This window comes from Micromonospora sp. HM134 (assembly GCF_007833915.1).
Lineage (GTDB): Bacteria > Actinomycetota > Actinomycetes > Mycobacteriales > Micromonosporaceae > Micromonospora > Micromonospora wenchangensis.
Genome location: NZ_CP041061.1, coordinates 6,350,235 through 6,372,109, shown reverse-complemented (window position 1 = coordinate 6,372,109; position 21,875 = coordinate 6,350,235). Strand labels below are relative to the sequence as shown.

14 protein-coding genes are annotated in these 21,875 nt (G+C 75.8%); 5 read left to right on the top strand and 9 right to left on the bottom strand.

Annotated features, from left to right (window positions below):
- Positions 1 to 103: 103 nt before the first annotated feature.
- From FJK98_RS27590 to FJK98_RS27580, 3 genes are read left to right on the top strand one after another with little or no spacing between them, the layout of a single operon-like run.
- Positions 104 to 1,063, top strand: coding sequence for an SseB family protein (locus FJK98_RS27590; protein WP_145921563.1), 960 nt, complete (start codon positions 104 to 106; stop codon positions 1,061 to 1,063).
- On the top strand, positions 1,060 to 2,040 hold the full coding sequence (locus tag FJK98_RS27585; protein ID WP_305070082.1) for an SMI1/KNR4 family protein: 981 nt from the start codon (positions 1,060 to 1,062) through the stop codon (positions 2,038 to 2,040). Before FJK98_RS27590 ends, FJK98_RS27585 begins: the two co-directional genes overlap by 4 nt.
- Positions 2,041 to 2,059: 19 nt before the next feature.
- Positions 2,060 to 3,424 carry a S8 family serine peptidase gene (locus FJK98_RS27580; RefSeq protein WP_168222561.1) on the top strand — a complete coding sequence of 455 codons (1,365 nt, stop codon included), beginning with the start codon at positions 2,060 to 2,062 and terminating at the stop codon, positions 3,422 to 3,424.
- Between the two features lie 36 nt (positions 3,425 to 3,460).
- On the opposite strand, the gene eccB is transcribed toward FJK98_RS27580, so the two are convergent.
- Both eccB and eccD read right to left on the bottom strand, forming a co-directional pair.
- Positions 3,461 to 4,855 (bottom strand): type VII secretion protein EccB, encoded by a 1,395-nt coding sequence (gene eccB, locus FJK98_RS27575; RefSeq protein WP_145921561.1) that lies wholly within the window; start codon positions 4,853 to 4,855, stop codon positions 3,461 to 3,463.
- Positions 4,856 to 4,862: 7 nt separating this feature from the next.
- Entirely contained in the window at positions 4,863 to 6,272 is a 1,410-nt protein-coding gene (eccD, locus tag FJK98_RS27570; RefSeq protein ID WP_145921560.1) for a type VII secretion integral membrane protein EccD, read from the bottom strand.
- A gap of 186 nt (positions 6,273 to 6,458) precedes the next feature.
- Between eccD and eccCa the strand changes: the two genes are divergently transcribed.
- Entirely contained in the window at positions 6,459 to 10,412 is a 3,954-nt protein-coding gene (eccCa, locus tag FJK98_RS27565; RefSeq protein ID WP_145923032.1) for a type VII secretion protein EccCa, read from the top strand.
- A 146-nt stretch (positions 10,413 to 10,558) separates the two neighbouring features.
- Positions 10,559 to 11,317, top strand: coding sequence for a HEAT repeat domain-containing protein (locus FJK98_RS27560; protein ID WP_145921559.1), 759 nt, complete (start codon positions 10,559 to 10,561; stop codon positions 11,315 to 11,317).
- Here FJK98_RS27560 and FJK98_RS27555 read toward each other — a convergent pair.
- From FJK98_RS27555 to FJK98_RS27525, 7 genes are all read right to left on the bottom strand, one after another.
- Positions 11,268 to 12,443: a hypothetical protein gene (locus FJK98_RS27555; RefSeq protein ID WP_145921558.1), complete on the bottom strand. Its 1,176-nt coding sequence runs from the start codon at positions 12,441 to 12,443 to the stop codon at positions 11,268 to 11,270. The two genes, FJK98_RS27560 and FJK98_RS27555, sit on opposite strands and share 50 nt — an antisense overlap.
- Positions 12,440 to 13,675, bottom strand: coding sequence for a type VII secretion protein EccE (locus FJK98_RS27550; protein ID WP_168222560.1), 1,236 nt, complete (start codon positions 13,673 to 13,675; stop codon positions 12,440 to 12,442). Before FJK98_RS27550 ends, FJK98_RS27555 begins: the two co-directional genes overlap by 4 nt.
- A 109-nt stretch (positions 13,676 to 13,784) precedes the next feature.
- Positions 13,785 to 14,783 (bottom strand): glycoside hydrolase family 26 protein, encoded by a 999-nt coding sequence (locus FJK98_RS27545; protein WP_145921556.1) that lies wholly within the window; start codon positions 14,781 to 14,783, stop codon positions 13,785 to 13,787.
- A complete protein-coding gene (locus FJK98_RS27540) occupies positions 14,780 to 16,399 on the bottom strand; it encodes a glycosyltransferase family 2 protein (RefSeq protein ID WP_205789246.1) in 1,620 nt (539 codons plus the stop codon). The genes FJK98_RS27545 and FJK98_RS27540 overlap by 4 nt, the downstream gene beginning before the upstream one ends.
- A 473-nt stretch (positions 16,400 to 16,872) precedes the next feature.
- Positions 16,873 to 18,438: a glycosyltransferase family 39 protein gene (locus FJK98_RS27535; protein WP_145921555.1), complete on the bottom strand. Its 1,566-nt coding sequence runs from the start codon at positions 18,436 to 18,438 to the stop codon at positions 16,873 to 16,875.
- Positions 18,439 to 18,443: 5 nt separating this feature from the next.
- Positions 18,444 to 20,111 carry a right-handed parallel beta-helix repeat-containing protein gene (locus FJK98_RS27530; protein WP_145921554.1) on the bottom strand — a complete coding sequence of 556 codons (1,668 nt, stop codon included), beginning with the start codon at positions 20,109 to 20,111 and terminating at the stop codon, positions 18,444 to 18,446.
- Positions 20,112 to 20,209: 98 nt separating this feature from the next.
- Positions 20,210 to 21,811, bottom strand: coding sequence for a hypothetical protein (locus tag FJK98_RS27525; protein WP_145921553.1), 1,602 nt, complete (start codon positions 21,809 to 21,811; stop codon positions 20,210 to 20,212).
- Between the last annotated feature and the right edge of the window lie 64 nt (positions 21,812 to 21,875).

Genomic DNA, 21,875 nt, shown 5'->3' with positions numbered 1-21,875 from the left:
ACGGCGACCGGCCCGTAGCCTAGCGTGCGCCCGCTGCGGGTCCCGCCCGCAGGCGGGACATCGCTAGGCTCAGGTCGGCACCGGGCAGGGAGGGAGACCCGTCGTGGACGAGTCGTGGCAGCCGGCCAACGACACCGAACGGGCGTTGCTGCGCGCGGCGCGCGAAGACGACCGCACCGGGTTCTTCCGCATCCTCACCCGGGCCGAGCTGTTCCTTCCGCAGGTGCGCGACGACGACCCGGCCGACGGCGGGCAGCGGTTCGTCACGATGGACCTCTTCGGAGCGCCGTTCCTGCCCGTGTTCACCTCGCTGGAGGCGATGGCGCCGCAGGTCGCCGGGGTCGCCGACGCGTACACCGTGACCGGGTACGACGAGCTGTGCGAGCGGTGGCCGGTGGCCGGCTGGCGGCTGGCGGTCAACCCGGGCACCCCGCTGGACGCGTACCTGCCGGTGGAGGCGGTCCGGGCGGCGGCGGCCGGCGAGCTGACCGTGCCCGCCGGGGCGGAGCTGCTCACCGAGCTGGCCGAGGCGGCGGCCGACGACGAGATCGTCGCCGCGACGGCCGACGGGCCGGACGACCCGGCCACCGCGTTCGCCCCGCCGGCCCCCGCCCCCGGTCCGGCGGACGAGCCGGACACCGCCGCGCTGTTGCGGGACGCGGCCGAACGGGGTGACTCCGTCGGCTACCTCGACGCGCTGCTCGACGCGCTGGTGGTGCTGCCCACCGCCGCCCCGGTGCCCGACCCGGCCCGGCTGGTCGACCCGGACTTCCCGTGGCGTGCGGTCGGCGCGGGGGAGACGCCGGTGATCGAGGTGTTCACCGCCCCGGAACGGTTCGCGCGGGCCTACCCGGACGGCACGCCGAGCCTGCGGGCCACGCTGGCCGCCCTGCTCACCGTCTGGCCGCCGGGGCACGCCCTGGCCGTCGACCCGGACTCCCCGGCCGGCGTCACCGTCCCCGCCGACCAGGTCCCGTTCCTCCTGCTCTGGCCCACCCCCGACGGGACGGCCCCCGACGGGGCCGTCGCCGGGCGGTCGGCCGGTGACGGGTGGGGCCGGTGAGCGGGGCCGGGCCGATCCCCGCAGCCCGGTACGCCTTCGGGGTGGCCCACCCGGTCGCGCCGATGCTGCGGGTCCGCTACCGGCAGGGCGTGCCGGTCGACCCGTACGGCTTTCCCGACTGGACGCCGTACGCGCGGGCGGTGGTCGAGCTGCCGCCGCTGCCACCGGGCATCGGGCTGGACGAGGCCCGGGTGCTGGACGTGCTCACCGCCAACCTGGCGGTGCCGGACCCGGCCGATCCGCAGGCGTCGGGACGTACCCCGGCGGGGTGGGTCTGGGCGCACCTGGCGCGCAGCCGGCGGGTCGCGCTGGTGCCGGCGGAACTGCACGCGGCGCTGCGGCACCTGGGCGGGGTGAGTACCGGCGACGCCGACCCCCGCCGCCGCGGCCTGCCGGTGGACACGGCCACCCCGCCGCCGCTGCGGTTCGCCGAACGGCTCACCCCGCAGGCGGTGACCCGGATCGAGCAGCGGCTCGGCTTCGCCCTGCCGGCCGGCTACCGGGACTTCCTGGCCCGCACCAACGGCGGCTGGCCGGACTGGCCGGCCGTGCACCCCCGGTTCGGGTTCGTCGTCGACCAGCCGCTGTTCGGCGTGGTCCGGGCCGACTGGATGCAGGACCTCTGCCACGCCAACGCCTGGTTCACCGACCGGTTCACCGCCGACTTCCTGGCCGTCGGGCACGTGCAGGGCGGCCTGCTCGCCGTCCGGGTGGCGGGCGGCGACGAGGGGTCGGTCTGGTACTGGGACGACGACGATCCCCGGGCCCGCGACGACGACACCGCCGCCGACGTGACCGCCCGGCTGCTGCACCGCTGCGCCGACAGCTTCGGCGTCTTCTGGCATGCCCTGCGGGCGGTGCCCGGGTCGCTGCGTGACCTGGCCGTCGGCGCGGTGGCCGACAGCCGGGTCGGTCGGGTCGACGACGGGCGGACCGGGTCGGCGCTGCCGCCCGCCCGCCGACGGCCGGCGGCGTGAGACCGGGACGGAGGAACACATGACGGGGTACGCGCCGGTCCGCCGGCAACCGGACGACCGGACGGGTACGGGCGGTCGCCGTCCTGCCGCCGGATCGCCGCCGACCGGCGACGCGACCCGGCGGGGGCGACGTCGGGTGACGGCGGCCGGCCGGGCGCGTCCGGTGGTGGGCGGGCTCGTCGTCGGGCTCGTCGCCGCGACCCTGGCCTGCCCGGTGCGGCCCGCCCCGGCGGCACCCGGGTGCGCGCCGGCCGGCGGGCAGGTCGGCACGCCGTCCTGGGCGCAGCAGGTGCTCGCCCCGGAGCAGGTGTGGCCGTTCAGCCAGGGGGCCGGGGTGACCGTCGCGGTGCTCGGCTCCGGGGTGGACGCCGACCATCCGCAGTTGCGGGGGCGGGTCGGCAGCGGCTTCGACGCGGTCCGGGGCAGCGGCCCGGCCGACACCGACTGCACCGGGCAGGGCACCCGGGTGGCCGGGCTGATCGTCGCCCGGCAGGCCGACGGGTCGCCGTTCGCGGGCCTCGCGCCGAGCGCCCGGGTGCTGCCGGTACGGGTGGTCGACGACCGGGCGTTCGGGGCCACCCCGGTCGACCCGGCGGTGCTCGCCCGGGGCATCGACTGGGCGGTCGACCGGGACGCCCGGGTGGTCGCGGTGACCGTGGCCGCCGACCGGGACAGCGCAACCCTGCGGACCTCGGTGCGGCGGGCCGTCGAGCGGGGTGTCCTGCTGGTGGCCGCCAGCGGTGACCGGGGCGGGGACGGCAACCCGGTGCCCTACCCGGCCGGCTACCCGGAGGTGCTCGCCGTCGGGGCGATCGGCCCGGACGGGCGGCGCTGGCCGAAGTCGCAGTACGGACCGTACCTGGACCTGGTCGCGCCGGGCGCGGCGGTGACCACCACCCAGCGCGGTGCCGGACTGGTCGAGGCCGCCGACGGCACCGCACTGGCCTGTGGTTTCGTGGCCGGCGCGGGGGCGCTCACCCTCGCCAAGCGGTCCGGTACGCCGCGCGGCGAACTGGTCCGGCTGTTGACCGTGACGGCGGTCCCCGGTGCCGACCGCACCGAGTACGGCCACGGCACGGTCAACCCGTACGGGGCGGTCAACGACCAGTTGCTGCCACAGGCCCGGCCGGCCCCGCTGCCCCGGTTCCGGCCCGCCGACGACCGCCCCGACCCGGCGGTACGGGAGAGCCGGCGGATCGCCCTGGCCGGCACCGCGCTCGCCCTCGTCACCGTCCTGGTGGTGTGCGCCGTGGCGCTGACCCTGCCCCGGGTACGGCGTCGCCGCTGGCGGCCGGCCGTCGCGCCGGCACCCGCCCGGTCGACGCCGCCGACCGAACCGGGTCCGCCGGTGCAGCTCTTCGACGATCCGCCGCCCGGCCGCTGACCTTCCACGGCAGGCGGTCCGGTGCGGCGGGGCCGGTCAGCCGCCGGTGGTGATCGGCGCGGGCCGGACCGCGGCCAGCGGGTCCAGGGTGGGGCCGGTCGGCACCAGCATGGTCAGGCCCGGCGGCACCGTCAGCGCCCCCTCCGCCGGGTAGCCGAGCAGGCGCAACGCCTCGGCGGACGGCACCGGGTACCGGATGCCCAGGTCGGTGACGATGCTGTACGCGCCGGGGCTGCCGAGCAGTTGCAGCACGGTGACCCGGCCGGCGGGGGCGGCGATCCGGTCGGCCAGCGGGATGCCGTCGGGGGAGACGGAACCGGTAGGCGCGGCCCGGTCCGCGTCGGGCACGGTGCCGCCCACGGTCAACTCCGGCGGGGTGCCGGCGTCGGAGGTGGCGGCGCAGATCTGCTGCCCCGGCTCCGGGCCGAGCAGCTTCGGCGGGGTGGCGGGCGGCTGGCCCCGGTCCGGCGGGCGGGGGACCCGCTGGCTCTTCGGCAGCGACGTGACGTCGGAGACGGCGACCGGGACGGGTTGCCGCCCCGACTGGCCGGCCTGGATGGCCTGCTGCACCGGGGTGATCGGGGCGACCCCGTCGGCGAGCACCAGGTAGTGCTGCGGGCCGGAGGCGGTCTGGGCGACCAGCACGTCGCCGTTGCGTCGCCCGGACACCTCCCGGGAGGGGTCCCCCCGGTCGGCGACCGGCAGCGCGGCGAGGTCCACCCCGGCGGGCAGCGCGTTCAACCAGGCGGTGCCGACGGGGGTCGGGGTGACCGCCCCGAACAGGGCGGGCACGACCACCCGGGAGCCCTGCACCAGGTGCCGGCGGCCGTGCCAGACCAGGTAGTTCATGCCCAGCGTGGCGTCCTTGACGAGCAGCCCGTCGTCGCCGACGCCCCGCCCACCGGCCGGGCGGGCGGCCAACGCCAGGGTCACCGTGTCGGTGGTGCGGCCGGTGTCGTCGGTCGTCGGGGTGGAGCAGACCGTCCACGGCAGACCGGCCCGCCGGTTCGCGGCCGGCAGCGAGGCGGGGGCGTTCGGGATGCCCATCGTCACCCCGCGCGGCACCGTGCCGAGGGTGCTGGCGGAGACGCGGACCACCGGGGTGCCGGGGCGGCCGGCGGCCAGCAGCGCGGAGGCGTAGTTGAGCGTCGGGTGCAGCCGACCGTCCAGGTAGATGTAGGTCGCGCCGCTCTCCTTCTCGACCACCACCGCGCCGGGCTGCCGCCAACTGTTCCCGCCGACCTTGGTGAGCAGCCCGTAGATGCCCACCCCGGCGGCGACCAGGACGGCGACCATCAACCCGCCGAAGAGCGCGCCGATGCCCCGGCGCAGCGGCGACTGCTGCGGGTCGGTCTCGCGCATCACGAACGCGGACATCACCCGCTGGGTCATGAACTGGTACGACTGGAGCTGGTCCCGCCGCGTCGTCATCGTCGTCTCACCCGCCGATCGAGGCGAACATCCCCCGGATCGCCCCGAACAGGCCGATGACCGCGCAGGCCAGCGGGATCAACGCCATGATGGCGATCACGTCGGCGATGTCGGCGGCCCGGCCCAGGTAGGGCGACGGCCGGCGTCGACTGTAGACCAGCCCGGCGACCAGCGTCAGCGCCGCCGCGGCGACCACACCGAGCCAGACGAGCACCCGGCCACCGCCCGGCGCGGTGCCCAGCAGCGCGGCGACGGCCAGCGACGACAGCCCCGTCAGGCCGCTGACCAGTAGCGGCACCCGCTGCGCGGCGGTGGGGAAGAGCCGCCCACGCAGCAGCAGCGCGCCGGCCCCGCAGAGCGCCAGCAGCGCGCCGGCCGGGGTACGGTCCCCGGTCAGCAGGAACGCGATGGCCAGCGCACCGCAGACCGAGGCGGACAGCAGCATCCCGGTGAGCAGTTCGGTGGCCCGCGCCACGGTCACGAAGACCCTCGCCCGCTCCGGCACCGGCCGGTCCTTCAGGATCTCCTCCGGCCGGTCGGGCAGCTCCGGGACCGGCAGCTTGCCCAACCAGCCGGCGATCAGCGGGTAGCCGGGCAGCAGCCCGATCACCGTGGTCAGCGTCGCCGCCGCCGCACCGGCGGGGGAGACTCCGGCGTAGCAGAGCGACGCGGCCAGCACGCCGGTGAGCCCGGCCGCCGCCCCCGCCATGAACAGCCGCTGCACCCCGCCCACCGCCGCGTAGCCGACGATGCCGAAGACCAGCAGCGCGGCGGAGCCGAGCAGCAGGCTCGGCGCCCCCAGGTCGACCAGCCGTGCGCCGTCCGGCGCGACGAGCAGCGCCCCACCGAGCAGCGCGTAGGGCAGGCCGGCGGCGGCCACCACGGCACCGGCGGTGGCGTCGGGCACGGCCCGCGACAGCACCGGCCCGACGACCGCCAGCAGCGCCGCGACCCCCAACGCCAGCAACCCCGGGGTACGCCACGGCGCGCCGACCGTCGTCAACGCGACCAGCCCGATCCCGAGCAGGGCGGCGGTGACCGCCAGCCCGGCCCGCCGGGTGGCGTCGTCGCTCCACGACCGACCGGTACGCCGCGCGCCGCTGGCGATCACCTCGACCACGTCGTCGTACGCCAGCTCGGGCCACTCGTCGCGGCCGGGCGTGAGATGCAGCAGCTCGCCGTCGCGGACGCCCTGCACGGCGAGGTTGCGGGTGGCCTCCAGCAGGGTGCCGGTGGCCCGTCGCAGCACCCACCCGCCCTGCTGTTCGCCGACGTCGCCGAGGCCCTCCCCGGCGTGCCGGAGCAGGTGCGGCAGGAGTTCCCCGACGAGCATGCCGTTGGGCAACGCCACGTCCATCCGCCGCTGGGGAGCGGCGATGGTCACCCTGGCCAGACTGAGACCGCCCGGGGCCGTCACGCTGGTCACCTCCCCGTGTGCCACGCGTCCGCGCGGTTGCCTCCTGGGCCTTCCGCGGCGGTCAACGTAGCACGGTCGCGCCGCCTTGTCGGGTGGCCGTCCGACGACGGGCGGCGGTCCCTGCCAGGGGCGACCGGTCGATAGAGTGGGCCGCCGGAGACCTACGTGGTGGGAGGTACGGGGGAGATGTCGTCGTTGGTGGTCGTCAAGCGTCCACCCCGCCGGCCGGCGCCCCCGCTGCCGACCGGGGAGGTGCTCCTCGACCCGCCGCCGGAGGTGCCGGCGGCCGGTGGCCGGGGCTGGACCCGGATGCTGATGATCCTGCCGATGGCGGCGGGTGCCGCGGCGATGGGCCTGATGATGGGCATGCAGCGCGGCGGGGTGATGACCTATGTGGTCGGTGGCATGTACGGGATCTCCATCCTCGGCATGATCGCCGTGATGGCGGTCAACCAGTCGGGGCCGGGCAAACGCGAGATGATCGAGGCCCGCCGCCAGTACATGCGCCGCCTCGCCCAGTTGCGGGCCCAGGTCCGCGCGACGGTACGCCAGCAGCGGGAGGCCATCCACTACCGGCACCCCGACCCGGACTCGCTCTGGTCCACCGTGACCAGTGGCCGGTTGTGGGAACGTCGGCGGGGTGACGCCGACTTCAGCGTGGTCCGCATCGGGCTCGGCCCGCAGGAGGTCGCCACCCCGCTGATCCCGCCGCAGACCCGCCCGGTGGACGAGTTGGAGCCGCTGTGCGCGGTGGCGCTGCGCCGGTTCGTCGCCACCTACTCGGTGGTGCCCGACCTGCCGGTGGCGATCGCCCTGCGCGACTTCTCCCACGTGTACCTGCGCGGGGCCGACGACGCCGTACGGGGGCTGGTCCGCGCGGTGGTGGCCCAGCTGACCACCTTCCACGCCCCCGACGACCTGCTGGTCGCGCTCTGCGTCGGCGCGGACCGGCGGGACGGGTGGGAGTGGGCGAAGTGGCTGCCGCACGCCCAGCACCCGACGAAGCTGGACGCGGTGGGCCCGATCCGGCTGTTCGCCCCGACCGTGGTGGCGCTGGAGGCGATGCTCGTCGACGTGCTGGCCAACCGGCCCCGCTTCGACCCGACGGCGACGGCGGCGGTCACGCCGTACGTGCTGGTGGTGGTCGACGGCGGGCAGGTCGCCGGCTCCGACCACCTGATGACCGAGGGCGGCGTCGCCGGGGTGACCCTGCTGGACCTCACCGGCCGGCCGCCGCGCCTGCTCGACGAGACCTCCGTGGTGCTCGACGTCGCCGACGACGGCACCATCTCGGGCACCACGATGGACGGTGCCACCCGGGTGGGCCGGGCCGACACGCTCGATCCGGCGCGGGCCGAGGTGCTGGCCCGGGAGCTGTCGCCGCTGCGGCTCTCCGCCGCCTCGTACGCCGACCAGCCGGCCGTCGCCACCGACCTGGGGCTGGCCGACCTGCTCGGCCTCGGCGACCCCTACGAGCTGGACCTGGCCGACGCCTGGGGCAGCCGCCCCAACCGCAGCCGGCTGCGGGTGCCGATCGGGGTCAACGAGAACGGCCGGCCGATCGAGCTGGATCTCAAGGAGTCCGCCCAGGAGGGGATGGGCCCGCACGGGCTGCTGGTCGGCGCGACCGGCTCCGGCAAGAGCGAGCTGCTGCGGACGCTGGTGCTGGCGCTGACCGTGACGCACAGCCCGGAAATCCTCAACCTGGTGCTGGTCGACTTCAAGGGCGGCGCGACGTTCGCCGCGCTGGACCGGCTGCCGCACACCAGCGCCGTGATCACCAACCTGGCCGACGAGCTGTTCCTGGTCGACCGGATGCTCGGCGCGATCCAGGGCGAGATCACCCGCCGGCAGGAGCTGCTGCGTCGGGCCGGTAACTACGCCTCGCAGCGCGACTACGAGCGGGCCCGCGCGGCCGGGGTGCCGCTCGCCCCGCTGCCCAGCCTGCTGATCGTGGTGGACGAGTTCAGCGAGCTGCTCAGCGCCCGACCGGATTTCATCGACATGTTCGTGCAGATCGGCCGGGTGGGCCGGTCGCTGGGCATGCACCTGCTGCTGGCCTCGCAGCGGCTGGAGGAGGGGCGGCTGCGCGGCCTGGAGACGCACCTGTCGTACCGGCTGGGCCTGCGGACGTTCTCCTCGATGGAGTCCCGGGCGGTGCTCGGCGTGGCGGACGCCTACGAGCTGCCCCGCTCGCCGGGGCACGGCTACCTCAAGGCCGGCACCGAGGGGCTGATCCGGTTCAAGGCCGCGTACGTCTCGGGGGCGGTCCGGCAGCACGGCGGGGTGCCCACCGTCGGCGGCCGGCTGATCGACCCGGTCCGCGACTACACCACCGACTACGCCCCGCTCGCCACCGACGACGTCCCGGACGAGCCGACGGAGGCCCCGGTCGACGAGCACGTCGGGGAGAGCCTGCTCGACGTGCTCGTGGCCCGGATGGAGGGGCGCGGGCCGGCCGCCCACCAGGTCTGGTTGCCGCCGCTGGAGGAACCGCCCACCCTCGACGCGCTGCTGCCACCGGTGCAGGTGTCCCCGGTGCGGGGCCTGACCATCGCCGCCGAGGACCGGCACGGTGCGCTGCACGGCGTGGCCGGCATCGTCGACAAGCCGCTGGAGCAGCGCCGCGACCCGCTCTGGCTGGATCTGGCCGGGGCGGCCGGCAACGTGATGGTGGTGGGCGCACCGCAGACCGGCAAGAGCAACCTGCTGCGTACCCTGGTCACCAGCCTGGCGTTGGGCAACACCCCGCGCGAGGCGCAGTTCTACTGCCTGGACTTCGGCGGCGGCACCCTGGCCGCGCTGGCCGGCCTGCCGCACGTCGGCGGGGTGGCCAGCCGGCGCGAGGTGGACAAGGTCCGCCGGACCATCGCCGAGTTGCACGGGCTGATGCAGGCCCGGGACGCGTTGTTCACCACACATGCGGTGGAGGGCGCGGCGGCCTACCGGCGGGCCCGCCGCGAGGGCCGGTTCTCCGAGGACCCGTTCGGTGACGTGTTCCTGGTGGTGGACGGCTGGGCGGCGCTGCGGGGCGAGTTCGAGGACCTTGAACCCCTGGTCACCGAGCTGGCGAACCGGGGTCTCGGCTACGGCATCCACATCCTGGCCGCCACCAACCGGTGGATGGACGTCCGGCCGGCGGTGCGGGACATGTTCGGCGCGAAGGTGGAGTTGCGCCTCGGCGAGCCGGCCGACTCGGTGATCAACCGGCGGGCCGCAGTGAACGTGCCGGAACAGCACGGCCACGGGTTGACCCCCGACGGCCTGCACTTCCTCGCCGGCCTGCCCCGCCTCGACGGCCGGCCGGTGGTCGACGACCTGCCGGACGCGCTGGCCGACCTGGTCAAGCGGGTGCAGCAGCACTGGACGTCGGCGGGTGCCCCGGCCGTCCGGCTGCTCCCCGCCGAGTTGCCCTACGAGGCGCTGCCCGCCGCGCAGGGCGGCGTGATCCCGATCGGCATCGCCGAGACCGACCTCCAGCCGGTACGCCTCGACTTCACCGCCGAACCGCACCTGCTGCTCTTCGGGGACGTCGAGTGCGGCAAGAGCACCTTCCTGCGTGGGCTGGCCCGCAGCATCGTCGAGGGCAACGACCCGGCGGCGGCCCGGATCATCCTGGTCGACTTCCGGCGCAGCCTGCTCGGCGCGGTCGAATCCGAGCACCTGATCGGCTACGGCACCTCCCCGCAGGTCACCGCCGACCTGGTCAAGCAGGTGGCCACGGTGATGGGGGAGCGGCTGCCGGGGCGGGACGTCACCGCCGAGCAGCTGCGCGACCGCAGCTGGTGGAAGGGCCCGGAACTCTACCTGCTGGTCGACGACTACGACCTGGTGGCCGGGGCGGCGCTCAACCCGCTCGCGCCGCTGCTGGAGTACCTGCCGCAGGCCCGCGACATCGGCCTGCACCTGGTGCTGACCCGGCGGATCGGCGGTGCCGGGCGGGCCATGTTCGACCCGGTGATCGGGCGGATCAGGGAACTCGCCTCCCCGGGCATCATGATGTCCGGGCCGCGCGAGGAGGGCGCGCTGTTCGGCACCGTCAAGCCGCAGCGGCTGCCCGCCGGCCGGGGCTGGCTGTTCACCCGCCGGCACGGTGCCCGACTGGTCCAGCTCCCCCTGGTGCCGCCCCCGGTCGGCTGACGTGACCCTGCCGGGGCGCGTCATGATCGACTCAACGGGGCCGGGACAGAGCGGTGTCGGCTGCTCCGATACCGCTGTCCCGCGCGACGGCGACCGGCTCACCGGAGCGGGCGGCCCGCCCCGGTCGGGCGGGTTACGCTGCGCTGGTGAGCCGCCGTGACCAGTACCGGGTCGAGTTGCGGGCGGCCGGCCCCCGGCGGTGGCCGGCGTACCTGCGGGAGCGTTCGGGGTTGCCGGGGCCGCGCGCCAACCTCGAACTCGCCCAGGCCGTCGCCGACGAGGGCGGGCCCGACACGTTCGACAGTCTGCTCGCCACCGACGACGAGTACCTGGTCTTCTGCGGTGTGCTGGGCCTCGGCCGGTTGCTGGCCGACGGCCCGCCGGCCCGGGCCCGGACGCGCATCGAGGCGCGCCTGCACGAGCACGCGACCGACCCCCGCTGGCGGGTACGCGAGGCGGTGGCCCTGGCGTTGCAGCGGCTCGGCGACGCCGACCTGCCGCGCCTGCTCGACCTCGGCACGGCCTGGGTCGGGGACCCGCACCCGCTGGTCCGGCGGGCGGCCGTCGCGGCCGTGTGCGAACCGCGCCTGCTGACCGCTCCGGAGGCTGCCGCCCGCGCCGTCGCCCTGTGCGGACAGGCGACGGCGGGCCTGGCCGCCCTCCCGGCCGACCAGCGCCGCGACGAGGGTGTCCGGGCGCTGCGCCAGGCGTTGGGCTACTGCTGGAGTGTCGCGGTGGCCGCCGATCCGGCCGGTGGCCTGCCGTCGTTCCGGGCGTTGGCCACCGTCGACGACGGCGACGTGGCCTGGATCGTCCGCGAGAACGGCCGGAAGAAGCGCCTCGCGCGGCTGCTGGTCAGCGACGCGGCGCGCCCAGCAGGTGCTGCTCGACCGGGGTCTGACTGATCCACAGGTGCCGGTCCGTGCCGCCGCCGACCAGGCTGAGCATGTCGTCGGCCATCACCTGGAGGAACCGGCCGCTGTCCGGGGGCAGCCGCAGCGCCTGCCGCGCGGTCGCCGACTCGTCGGCGGAGAGCCGTTGCAGCACGCAGAGGTCGCTGTCGCGCAGGGCGGACGCGGTGCCCGGATCGAGCCGCCGCAGCACGGTCAGCTCGGCCTGCCACGAACCCGGCGTCGCCGCCCCGAACCCGGCCGGGCGGGTCGCGCCGGGCGGCAGGTCACGCACGATCAGGGTGGGCTGCTGGGCGGTGCCGGCGGCGGGTGCCGGCCGGTCGTCGACGCGTACCTCGACCCGGTCGGCGGCCCGGCCGAGCGCCGCCGGGCCGAACCCGGCCCAGGTGGTCGGGTCGGCGGTGACCACGATGACCCGGGCGCCGAGGGCCAGCGCCCGGAAGGCGACGAGCTGACCCGCCCACACCCCGCCGACCAGGGCGACCCGGGTCGGTTCCGGGCGGAACAGCCGGATCGTGACCGCCGCCCGGCGGCGGTCCGCACCGAGCACCAGACCAGCCGGGAGCGGGCTCGGGCTGAGCCGGGCGAGAGCCGCCGGGGAAACCGCGTGGGTGCCGATCCGCAGCCGGGGCAGCCGACCGGACGGCCCGCCCCGACCGGGGGCGTCCCCGACCCCGGGGAGGTGGGTCGGGGGTGGGCCGGGGGGAGCGGACGGATGGCTCTGCGGGGCGGCCAGCGGACTGGCCAGGGCCCGGGTCAGCGGGTCGGCGGTGGCCAGCGCGGTCGCGGCGGCGGTGCCGGTCGTGTCGGCGTCGGCCTCCGCGTCGACCCGGGCGCGGGGCGCGCCCAGCACCGGCGCGTCCGCGCCGACCGGCGGCGCGGCGACCGGTGGCGCGGCCACCGGCGGCGGTACGGCGGCCGAGGCGACCGCCCCACCCGGGTACGCCCCGGCCACCGCCGGCCCCTGCGGATCCGGCCCACCCACCGGGTACGGCTCACCGGCCGGCCCCTGCGGGTACGGCCCGCCGGACGGGTCCCGGTACGGTCCGGCCGGCTGGTCGGGGGAGGTGCCGAAGGTGGCCGGCACCGCCGTACGCCGGTCGTCACCAGGGCCGGTCATCCCGCGCCACCTCCCGTCGGTGCCGACGCGTACACCGCCGGGCCGTGTTCGCCGTCGAGTGGGAAGAGTTCCCCGCCGGCCTGCCGTACCCCGTCGACCGCCGGCCCGCACAGCTGCGGCAGCAACTCCGCCGGCCCGGTCACCCGGACCAGGCCGCGCAGGTCGAGATCCTCACCCGGGCCGTTCGTGGCCACCGTCAACGACACCGTCACCAGCGACGCCGGCAGTGTCTCCAGCCAGCCGAGCATGGCCGCCGCCCGGTCGACCGGCGGCCAGCGCCGGATCCAGAACGAGCGGTGCGCGAGCGGCCCGCAGTGCCACGCCGACCACTCCTCGCGGACGTCGGTCGCGCCGGCCGGGACGCCGGGGGTGAAGCCGCAGGACCGGCCGACGGCGGCGAGCAGGCCGTGCGCGTCCAACAGCCGGTGCTCGACCCCGCTGCGGCGCAGCGACCTGCCGGTCTGGCGGGCCAGCGCGGCCACCACCGAGGGGGCTACGCCCAGGTCGACCGCGTAGTCGCCGACCGCCTCGGCCAGCGCGCGGGCGTCCAGCCGGACCGCCACCCAGGTCGCCCGGCCGGCCGGGACCGGAGTGCCGCCGAGGCCGGCCAGCAACTGCCGGTAGGACTCCCGCGCCGGGGCGGTCGGGTCGTCGGTCGGACCGCCGGCCGGCACGGTGCTGGTCACCACCTGGAGCACGGTGCCCGGCTGGCCGGACTCGGCCAGTGCGGTGGCCAGCACGTCCAGCGGCAGGCCGGCCGGCGCGTCACCGGTCGGCCCGGAGCCGTCGACGGCGGCCACCGCGAACCAGCCGGCGTCGTCGCGGGCCACCCCGATCCGCGTACCGTCGGCCATCGCCACGGTGCCCACCGACAGGCCGGGCGCGAGTCGTTGCAGGGCGTCCAACCCCGGGTCGGCGGCGACCGGGACCGTCGCGGCGGCCCGTCGCCGCTGGTGCCGGGCCAGGGCCCGCCGCTCCAGCCACCAGCGGCCCCGCGAGCGCAGGAACACCACGGTCAGCAGGAGTACGCCGCACAGTGCGGCGACGACCAGCACCGGCAGCCCGAACAGTCCACTGGCGAGGACGCCGAGCAGCACCGCCTCCAGCAGGAGCAGTTGCAGCACGTGCAGTTCGCCGATCCGGCCGGGCCGGCGGCGGGGTGCCAGGTGCACCCGGGCGTCGGGGTCGTCCGCCGGGAGTGCGGCGCGTGCCGGCCGTGGTGCTCCGGTCATCTCCGGCTGCCCCCCAGACGCGTCGACCCGTGCGGCCCGCCCACGGCAGGCCGCCCTCATCATAGGAACCCGGCACAGCGCCCCGGGGCCCGTGGGCCGGCGGCCCGGGTCAGTTGACCCGGAAACCGATCCGGGGGTCGGCCGCCGCCCCGGACCGGTACGCGGCGAGCGCCGGCTTGTCCGAGTCGATCACCCAGTCGCCGGAGCCCTTCTGGTTGAAGTAGACGAACCCGAGCAGGTCGGGTCGTTTCCGCATGGCGGTGAAGAGTTCGTCGACCGCCCGGCGGCGCATCGCGCCCGGCTCGGACCCGGTCTCCACGATCAGCAGCGGCCGGGTGGTGAACTTCCGGACCTGCGTGATGGTGGGTCCGAACAGGTCGTCGAAGGTCTGCTCGCCGCGCCGGGTGAAGTAGCCGTCGATGCCGACCCAGTCCACGTACGCGTCGCCGGGGTAGAGCGGGGCGAGCTTCACCGACGGGACCGGGTTGACCACGTTCGGGGTCCAGGTCCAGATGACGTTCGTGGCGTCGGCGCGGGCGAAGACGGCGTGGATGTGCCGCCAGGCGGCGACGAACTCCTTGGCGGTGTTGTCGTGCGCGCCCCAGGAGTACCAGTGGCCGTTCATCTCGTGCGCGATGGTGAGCGCGACCGGCAGGTTGAGCCGGCGTACCGCGACGGCGAACTCCACCAGGTACGGGTCGTGCCGGCCGGCGGCGATGTCCTTCAGTTTCGCCTTGAACGGCTCCCAGCGGACGATCGGCAGTGCGCCGTACCGGTGGACCCGGCGGACCTCGGCGGCGGCGAACTCGTCGTCGAAGCTCTCGTAGATGGTGATGATGTTGGGTTTGCTGCCGACGAGGTCGGCGAACCGGTCGACCCGGCTCATGTCCTGCGGTGCCCCGCTCAGCGCCACCCCCAGGTAGCGGCCCTGCGGTTGCACCAGCGGGCGGACGTCGTACGCCGGGGGCGGGCCGGTGGGGGAGGCCGACGCGCTGGGTTCGGTGGCGAAGCGGGCCGGCCGGCTGGCGGGGCTGGGCGCGAGCGCGGCGTAGCCGAAGACCCCGATCACGAACAGCGTCACGATGGTGAACAGTTGGCGGGAGGTCACCGGGAACGCTCCGGCCGGATGTCCCGCGCCGGCTTCACCAGCAGCGCCTGCAACGCGACGGCCAGGTAGAACGCGCCACCGAGGAAGGCCGGCGCGAAGGTCCACAGGTCGTCGGTGATCATCCGGTGGGCCGCCAGGCCGGTCCAGAGTGCTCCGCTGCCCGCCGTGCAGACGGCCATTCCCCACCACAGTCGACCCGTCCTGTTCTTCCGTCCCGTGCCGCCGGTGGGCTGCCAGCCCATGCTCTGCCCGCGCAGCAGGTCCCAGATGGCGAAGGCGTGCGACCAGCCGTAGATCATCTTGACGGTCCACGCCTCCACCCGGTATGCGCACCGGTGCCACAGCGGGAACACCACCAGGTTGTAGATCAGGCTGGGCACGATCCACACGTAGTTGGCCGGGGCCACCGACTGCGGGAACCAGGCCAGCAGCACGATCGGCACCAGCGGCCCGACGAAGGTGAACAGCGCCGTGTGCAGGTAGTAGCAGAACCCGGAGAGGTACGACAGCCGGGTGCGCAGCCGCATCCGGGTGTTCCAGAACTTCGTCGACCCGAGCAGGCTCATCGAGCCGGCGCACCAGCGGTACTGCTGGGTGAAGAACGAGTTGACGTCGGCCGGGCACAGGCCGGTGGCCAGCGGCACCGGCAGGTAGCGCAGCCGCCAGCCGCGCCGCCGCATGTCGAACCCGGTGTGGACGTCCTCGGAGTGCTCGATCAGGGTGGAACCGCCGATCGCGTCGAGCGCCTCCCGGCGGTAGAGCGCGCAGCTGCCGACGCAGATCGCCGCCTCGTGGTGCTGCCGGGACACCTGCACCATCCGGTAGAACAGCTCCTGCACCGCCCCGGCGCCGCGTTCCAGCCAGCCCTGCCCGGAGTGCACCCGGAAGTACTGCGGGGACTGCACGATCCCGAGATCCGGCTCGGCGGCCAGGTAGGGCACCATCTCGTCGAGCATGTCGTGCCGGGGGGTGAAGTCGGCGTCCAGCACCAGGATGTGCTCGCCCAGCGTGCGCTGGTACGCGTACCGCATGTTGCCGGCCTTCTTGTACCAGCCCCGGTTGGGGCGGCGCTGGTAGACGTAGCCGAAGGCGAGCGCCATCGCCTCCCGCTCGTCGGTCGCCGAGTCGTCGAGCACGTAGACGTGCACCCGGCCCGGGTAGTGGTCGACCATCCGGCTGACGTGCTCCCAGGTGTTGCGGAGCACCTCGGTCGCCTCGCCGCAGACCGGCAGGAACACGTCCACCGACGGGTGCACGGGCGGCCGGAAGTCGCGCACCAGCCGACGGTGCCGGTCCAGGTCGAACCCGGGCGTGCCGATGTTCACCGTCGCCGAGATCAGGTAGTAGAGGACGGTGAAGCCGAACAGCGGCAGCAGCAACAGCAGCCAGGGCGCCATCCGGACGAAGAGCAGCTGGCTGGTGAGCAGCCCGGTGAAGCTGACGAACGAGGTGACCATCAGCACCGGCAGCCGGCGGTGCCGGTAGGCGGCCTTCTCGTCGTCGTCCGGCGGCAACGGCAGGGACGGGTCGACCGTCACCGGTCGACCGAGCGCCGCCGGTGCCACCGCCTCCCGCGCCGACGGCCCCACCGGGGTCGGTGCCGCAGGGGTCGGCATCGCCGACGGCATTCGCGGGGTCGGCACCGCCGCCGGACCCCGACGCGTCGGCACCGTCACCGGGTCGTCCGGAGCGGGGGCCGGCAGCGGGGCACGCGAGGCGGGGACCACCGCCGAGGGACGCGCGGGAGGAGCCGCCCTCGGCCCGCGTGGCGTCGGCACGGCCGGGTCCCGAGGCACCGGCCCGGTCGTCCCGCCCCGGGGCGTCGGCGGTCCCACCGGACCACCCCCTGCGGTCCGCCCCGGCCACGGCGGCGGCGTCGGAGCACGCTGCGCCGGGTCCCGCAGCGGTCCGCGCTGCGGTGCCGTGCGCGGGGTTGCCGGGTCGGGCGGTGGTGCCGGCGTGCGCTGCTGGTGCGCGTCCCGGGCTGGCACCGGGCCGGGCGGTGGTGCCGGTGGGGTGGGACGGGGTGGCAGCACCGGACGGTGGAACTCCGTCGTCTCGTCGGCGCGCCCCGCGCCGGCCCGGGTGCTCACTTCCCCACCTCCGGCTTACGCACCAGCAGCCCGATGCTGAAGCCCCGGACCCGCCAGGTGCGGTCGACGGCGTACGACTTGAGCGCGGCCTCCTTGGCCGGCCCGATCCGCTGCACCGGATCGTCGAGGGCTCCCTTGCGGACGACCCACACCCGCTCCGGGCGACCCAGACACACCGGTACGTCCCGGTCGGCGCACTCCCGCGCCCCCAGGGTGCCCTGCCGGCGGGCCGGTACGGTCATCAGCACGTCCCGGGGTCGCCAGCTCTCGTCGACGTACCGGTTCACCGCGTCCCGGCTGGTGCGCTGGTCACCGGCGTCGAACGGGCCGTACACCAGGGTGTCGCCGGGGCGCGCGTGCGCCCGCAGCACGGCGGCGATGTCCTTGGTGCCCTGGCTGTGGCCGGTGACGCCCCGGATCTCGACCTGCACCGGGATGCCGAGCAGGCCGATCGCCAGCATCGCGGCGGTGCCCCGCAGCAGCGAGCTGCGCCGCAACGCCAGCGAGGCGACCAGCGCCCAGGCCGGCACCGTGAACAGCAGGTAGCGCGGCAGCCAGAGCGGGGTGAGCTGGGCGGCGAGCAGCAGGCCGACGGTGGGCAGCACCAGCCACGCGGTGGCCACCGCCGCCCGCTCCCGCATCGACATGCCGAGGAAGGCCAGGGCGAGCACCGCACCGGCGAGCAGCGGCCCGCCGAACAGCGCCTCCGGCGTGTCGACCAGCCGGTCCAGGGTGACCGGGGGAATCCAGTTGATCTGCGTACCGGTCTGCTGCCGGCCCAGCCAGAGGACGGGCAGCACGGGCAGCGTGCCGGCCACGGCCGCGCCGAGCCAGCCGAAGAAGCCCCGCCGGCGCTGCGCCCCCCGCCAGGCGACCAGCGCGTGCGCGACGAGCAGCAGCAGGCCCACCAGGTGCATCAGCCCCAGCAACGCCACCACGGCGGAATACCCCAGGTAACGGAGGAACCGGGGCCGCTCCAGCAGCCGGACCAGCAGCAGGGTGGCCAGCGCGGCGGCGCACACCGCGAACGCGTACGGCCGGGCCTCCTGCGCGTACCGGGAGGTGGTCGGCAGCACCGCGAACAGCAGGCCGGCGACCAGCCCGACCCGCAGCCCGCCGATCCGCAGGCCGATCGCGGCGACCAGGCCGGCCGCCGCCGCCATGGCCAGCAGCGACGGCACCCGCAACGCGACGTCGGAGCTGCCGGCCAGCGCCACCCAGCCACGCATCAGCAGGTAGTACGGGCCGATGGAGGCGTCGACGTTGCGCAGCACCGCCACGAAGTCGTCGAACCCGACGGTGACCATGCCCCAGGTGGCCAGCTCGTCCTCCCACAGGCCGGGCCGGTTCAGCCCGATCCCGCCGAGGACGGCGACGACCGCCATCGGCAGCAGCCGGGCCAGGTGGCGCAGCCAGGGCGCGTCCAGGGGTTCCGGCGGGGCCGGCTGGTCGGCCTCGGTGGGCCGCCACGGGGCGGCCGGCTCGGGTGGCGCGTCGCGGACCCGGACGATCAGGGCGGTCGGCGCGTCGCTGCGGGCACCGGTGCCCCCGGTGGGCGACATCCCGGTCACCGGGTGGCGGCGAGCAGGTCGTCCAGGACGAGGGTGCGCAGGTCGTCCCGGCTCGGCATCCGTCCCAGCGCGCGCAGCCGCCCGGACTGCGCCTTGCGCATCCCCTCCAGCAGCTTGCGGGCCTCCCGGGCGTTGCCGAAGTTCTGGTCCCGCTCGATCTGGCCGAACCACTCCAGCAGCCCGTCGGTCAGCCCCTCGGCGAGCAGGTACTCGTCGTTGCGGGCGATCCGGCCGACGATGTCGACCAACTGGACCGGGCTGTAGTTCTCGAACTCCAACGTCTTGGCGAACCGGGACGCCAGCCCGGAGTTGGCGTCCAGGAAGGCGGCCATCTCGGTGGTGTACCCGGCGACGATCACCGCCACCTGGTCCCGGTGGTCCTCCATCAGCTTGACCAGGGTGTCGATCGCCTCCTGGCCGAAGTCGCCGCCGGCACCCCCGGCCCGGGACAGGGTGTACGCCTCGTCGATGAACAGCACCCCGCCCAGCGCCTCGGTGAACACCGAGGAGGTCTTCTCGGCGGTGTGCCCGATGTACTGGCCGACCAGGTCCCGCCGGGACACCTCCCGGAACTGGCCGTTGGGCAGCACCCCGAGGGCCTTGAGCAACTGCCCGTAGACCCGGGCCACCGTCGTCTTGCCGGTGCCCGGCGCGCCCGTGAAGATCAGGTGGTGGCTGACCGCACCCACCGCCAGCCCGGCGTTGCGCCGCCACTCGTTGACCTGGATCTCATCGATCAGCGAACGCACCTCGGCCTTCACCCCGGCCAGCCCGATCATCGAGTCGAGTTCGGCGAGGAGTTCCTCGACCTTCCGCTCGTCCTGGCCGATCGTCCCGCCGCCCGCGCTCACCCCGGCCATCGGCCGCCCGCCCGCCTCCGCCGCCCGGTGGACGGTGCTGGCCCCCTCCGCGATCCGGACGCCGGGGGCGGCGGTCTGCTCCGTACGGCAGCCCTCGACCGTGCCGCCGCAGCCCCGGCCGACGTCGATGCCGACGCCCCGGGTGTCGTGCACCCAGCAGTCCACGATGGTGGGGCTGCTCTGCAACGCGACCACGATGCCGGCGTCGCCGGTGCCGGAGATGTCGCAGCGTTCGATGGTGGGGCGGGCCGCCTGGTAGACGTACACGCCCCGGAAGCCGGCGGCGCCGACGGTGCAGTTGCGGATGGTCGGGTCGGCCCCGAGCCGCACGATGATCCCGTCGTCGGTGACGTCGCGGATCTCGCACTGCTCGACCGTGCCGCCCGCGTCCGAGACGACCAGCCCGTGCTGGCCGCCGGTGACGGTGACCTCGACGGCCTCGATCCGGGCCCCGTCGCGTACCGACACGGCTGCGGCGTACCCGGCGCTGGCCTGGCACTTCTCCATGCGCAGCCGGCCGCCGACCGCCTCCACCGCCGGATAGTCGCCGGCCTGCACGACCAGCCCCTGCAACAGCACCTCGCCGCCGGTGCAGGCCACCGTCGGGCGTCCGGCGGCCCGACCGTCCACGATGACCGAGCCCGGCTCGCCGGCGGCCACCAGCCGGACCCGCCGGCCGTCCAGCCGGAGCGATTCGGGGTAGACGCCGGGGACGATCGAGACGACCGCGTCGTCCGGCGCGATCTCCAACGCGTCCGTGATGGTCGGACAGGCCCCGGCTCGGTCAGGGGAGACAGTCAGCATGCGCACATGGCCCCGCTCGGTCGTGGAAGGACGGACCGGTTCGTCGTCGACGTCCGGTCGAAGGGTACCGGTCGACCGGGGGTGGCCTCGCCCCCGCGTCAGATGGTGAAGGTGGCCTCCCGCACCGAGGCGGCCACCTTGCGCACCTCGTCCGCGCGGTCCGGCGGCGCGGTCATCCGCAGCACCAGTTGCCTGTCGATCGCGTCCTCCGGCACGCTGCGCCAGTAGGAGAGGTAGACCAGCCCGTAGCGCGGCGTACCGTCCACCCGGGTGGTCTCCGCCCAGGTGGTGAACTCGCCGCTGCGGATCCACTGCAACCCCCATGCCTCCTCCTGCCGGCGCAGCGCGGTGCGGCGCTCGTCGGTGCAGAGCCGGGGGCACTGCCGGACGACCAGGTCGCCACCGATGATCGACCCGTCGGCGGCCGGGACGCCGCACCGGTAGTGCGCCGAACCGCTGGTACGGCCGGCCTCGGTGCAGCTCCAGCCGGTGGGCACCCGGAAGCTGAAGTCGACCCCGGCCAGGCCGGTGATCTCCCGGGTCGGTTCGGTCCCGGCGAAGGTGGGCGCCCCGGCGGGCCAGCCGCCGCCGACCGGCGGCTCCACCCCCGGCCGACGCGGCGGCGTGCTCGGCAACCCCAGGTCGGCGCTCGGGGTCGCGGAGGCCGTCGCGGCGACGGTGGCCGGCCCGTCGGCCGTCCGGCCGGCGACGAGGTAGCCGCCCGCCGCCCCGAGCGCCGCCGCGAGCAGGGCCACCAGCACCGACCACATTACGGCCCGACCCCGCCCGCGCGCCGGACCCGCGACCGGCGGGAACGGTGCCGGCGGGAACGGTGCCGCGAGGGGCGTCGGCGGGTACGGCGGTCCCGCCCGCTGCGGCACCACCGGCGCGGGCACCGCCTGGTGGGGGCCCACCTGCTGCCGGGCCATCTGGTGGGGGCCGACCTGCGGCGCGGCTGCCGGGTGCGTGACTGCCTGCGGCGGGGCCGCCCGGTGCGGACCGCCCTGCTGCGGACCGCCTTGCGCCGGGGTGGCCTGGTGCGGGGCCGGCGGGTGTGTCGGGGCGGTCGGGTGGGGTGCGGCACCCGGCGGCACCGCGCTGCCGGCGACCGATGCGCCGGACCCGGTCGATGCGACAGTGCCGGTCGATGCGACAGTGCCGGTCGATGCGACAGTGCCGGCCGGTGCGACCGTGCCGGTCGACGGGGTGGGTGCCCCCGGCGGGGTCGGCCCCGGGCGGGCCGGGCCCGCCGACCCGTCGACGCGGTGCCCGTCCGGTGCCGGTGCCCCGGCTGCGGCGACCGGTGTCCCGGCGACCGGCGTTGCGGCGGCCGGCCGGCGCGCCGGGGCGGGCTCGCCGGGCGGCCCGACCCGGGGGCCGGCAGCCGGGGGCTCCCCGGCCGGGACGAGGCGCTGCCCCAGCGCGAGGAAGACGTGCGCGGCCCCGGCGCCCTGCTCGGCGGCGCAGGCCACCCAGGGCACCGGGCCGGTGTGGTTGGCCCCGGTGATCGGCAGGCCGTCGGAACGGGCCAGCGTGTTGGCCGCTGCGGCGAACGCCTCCCGCCAGCCGCCCTCGGCGGCGGCCGGCGCGAGCACGGCCACGGTGAACGGCCGCTCGGCGGCGTCCCGTGCGGCCCAGACCTCGCCCAGCTCGCACGAGCTGAGCTTGCGGTGCAGCGCGTACGGACCGACTGTCTGCATGTGGCATCCCCCCGACCGATCGTATCGGTCGGTACGACGAAGACCGATCGACCGACGGGCCGCC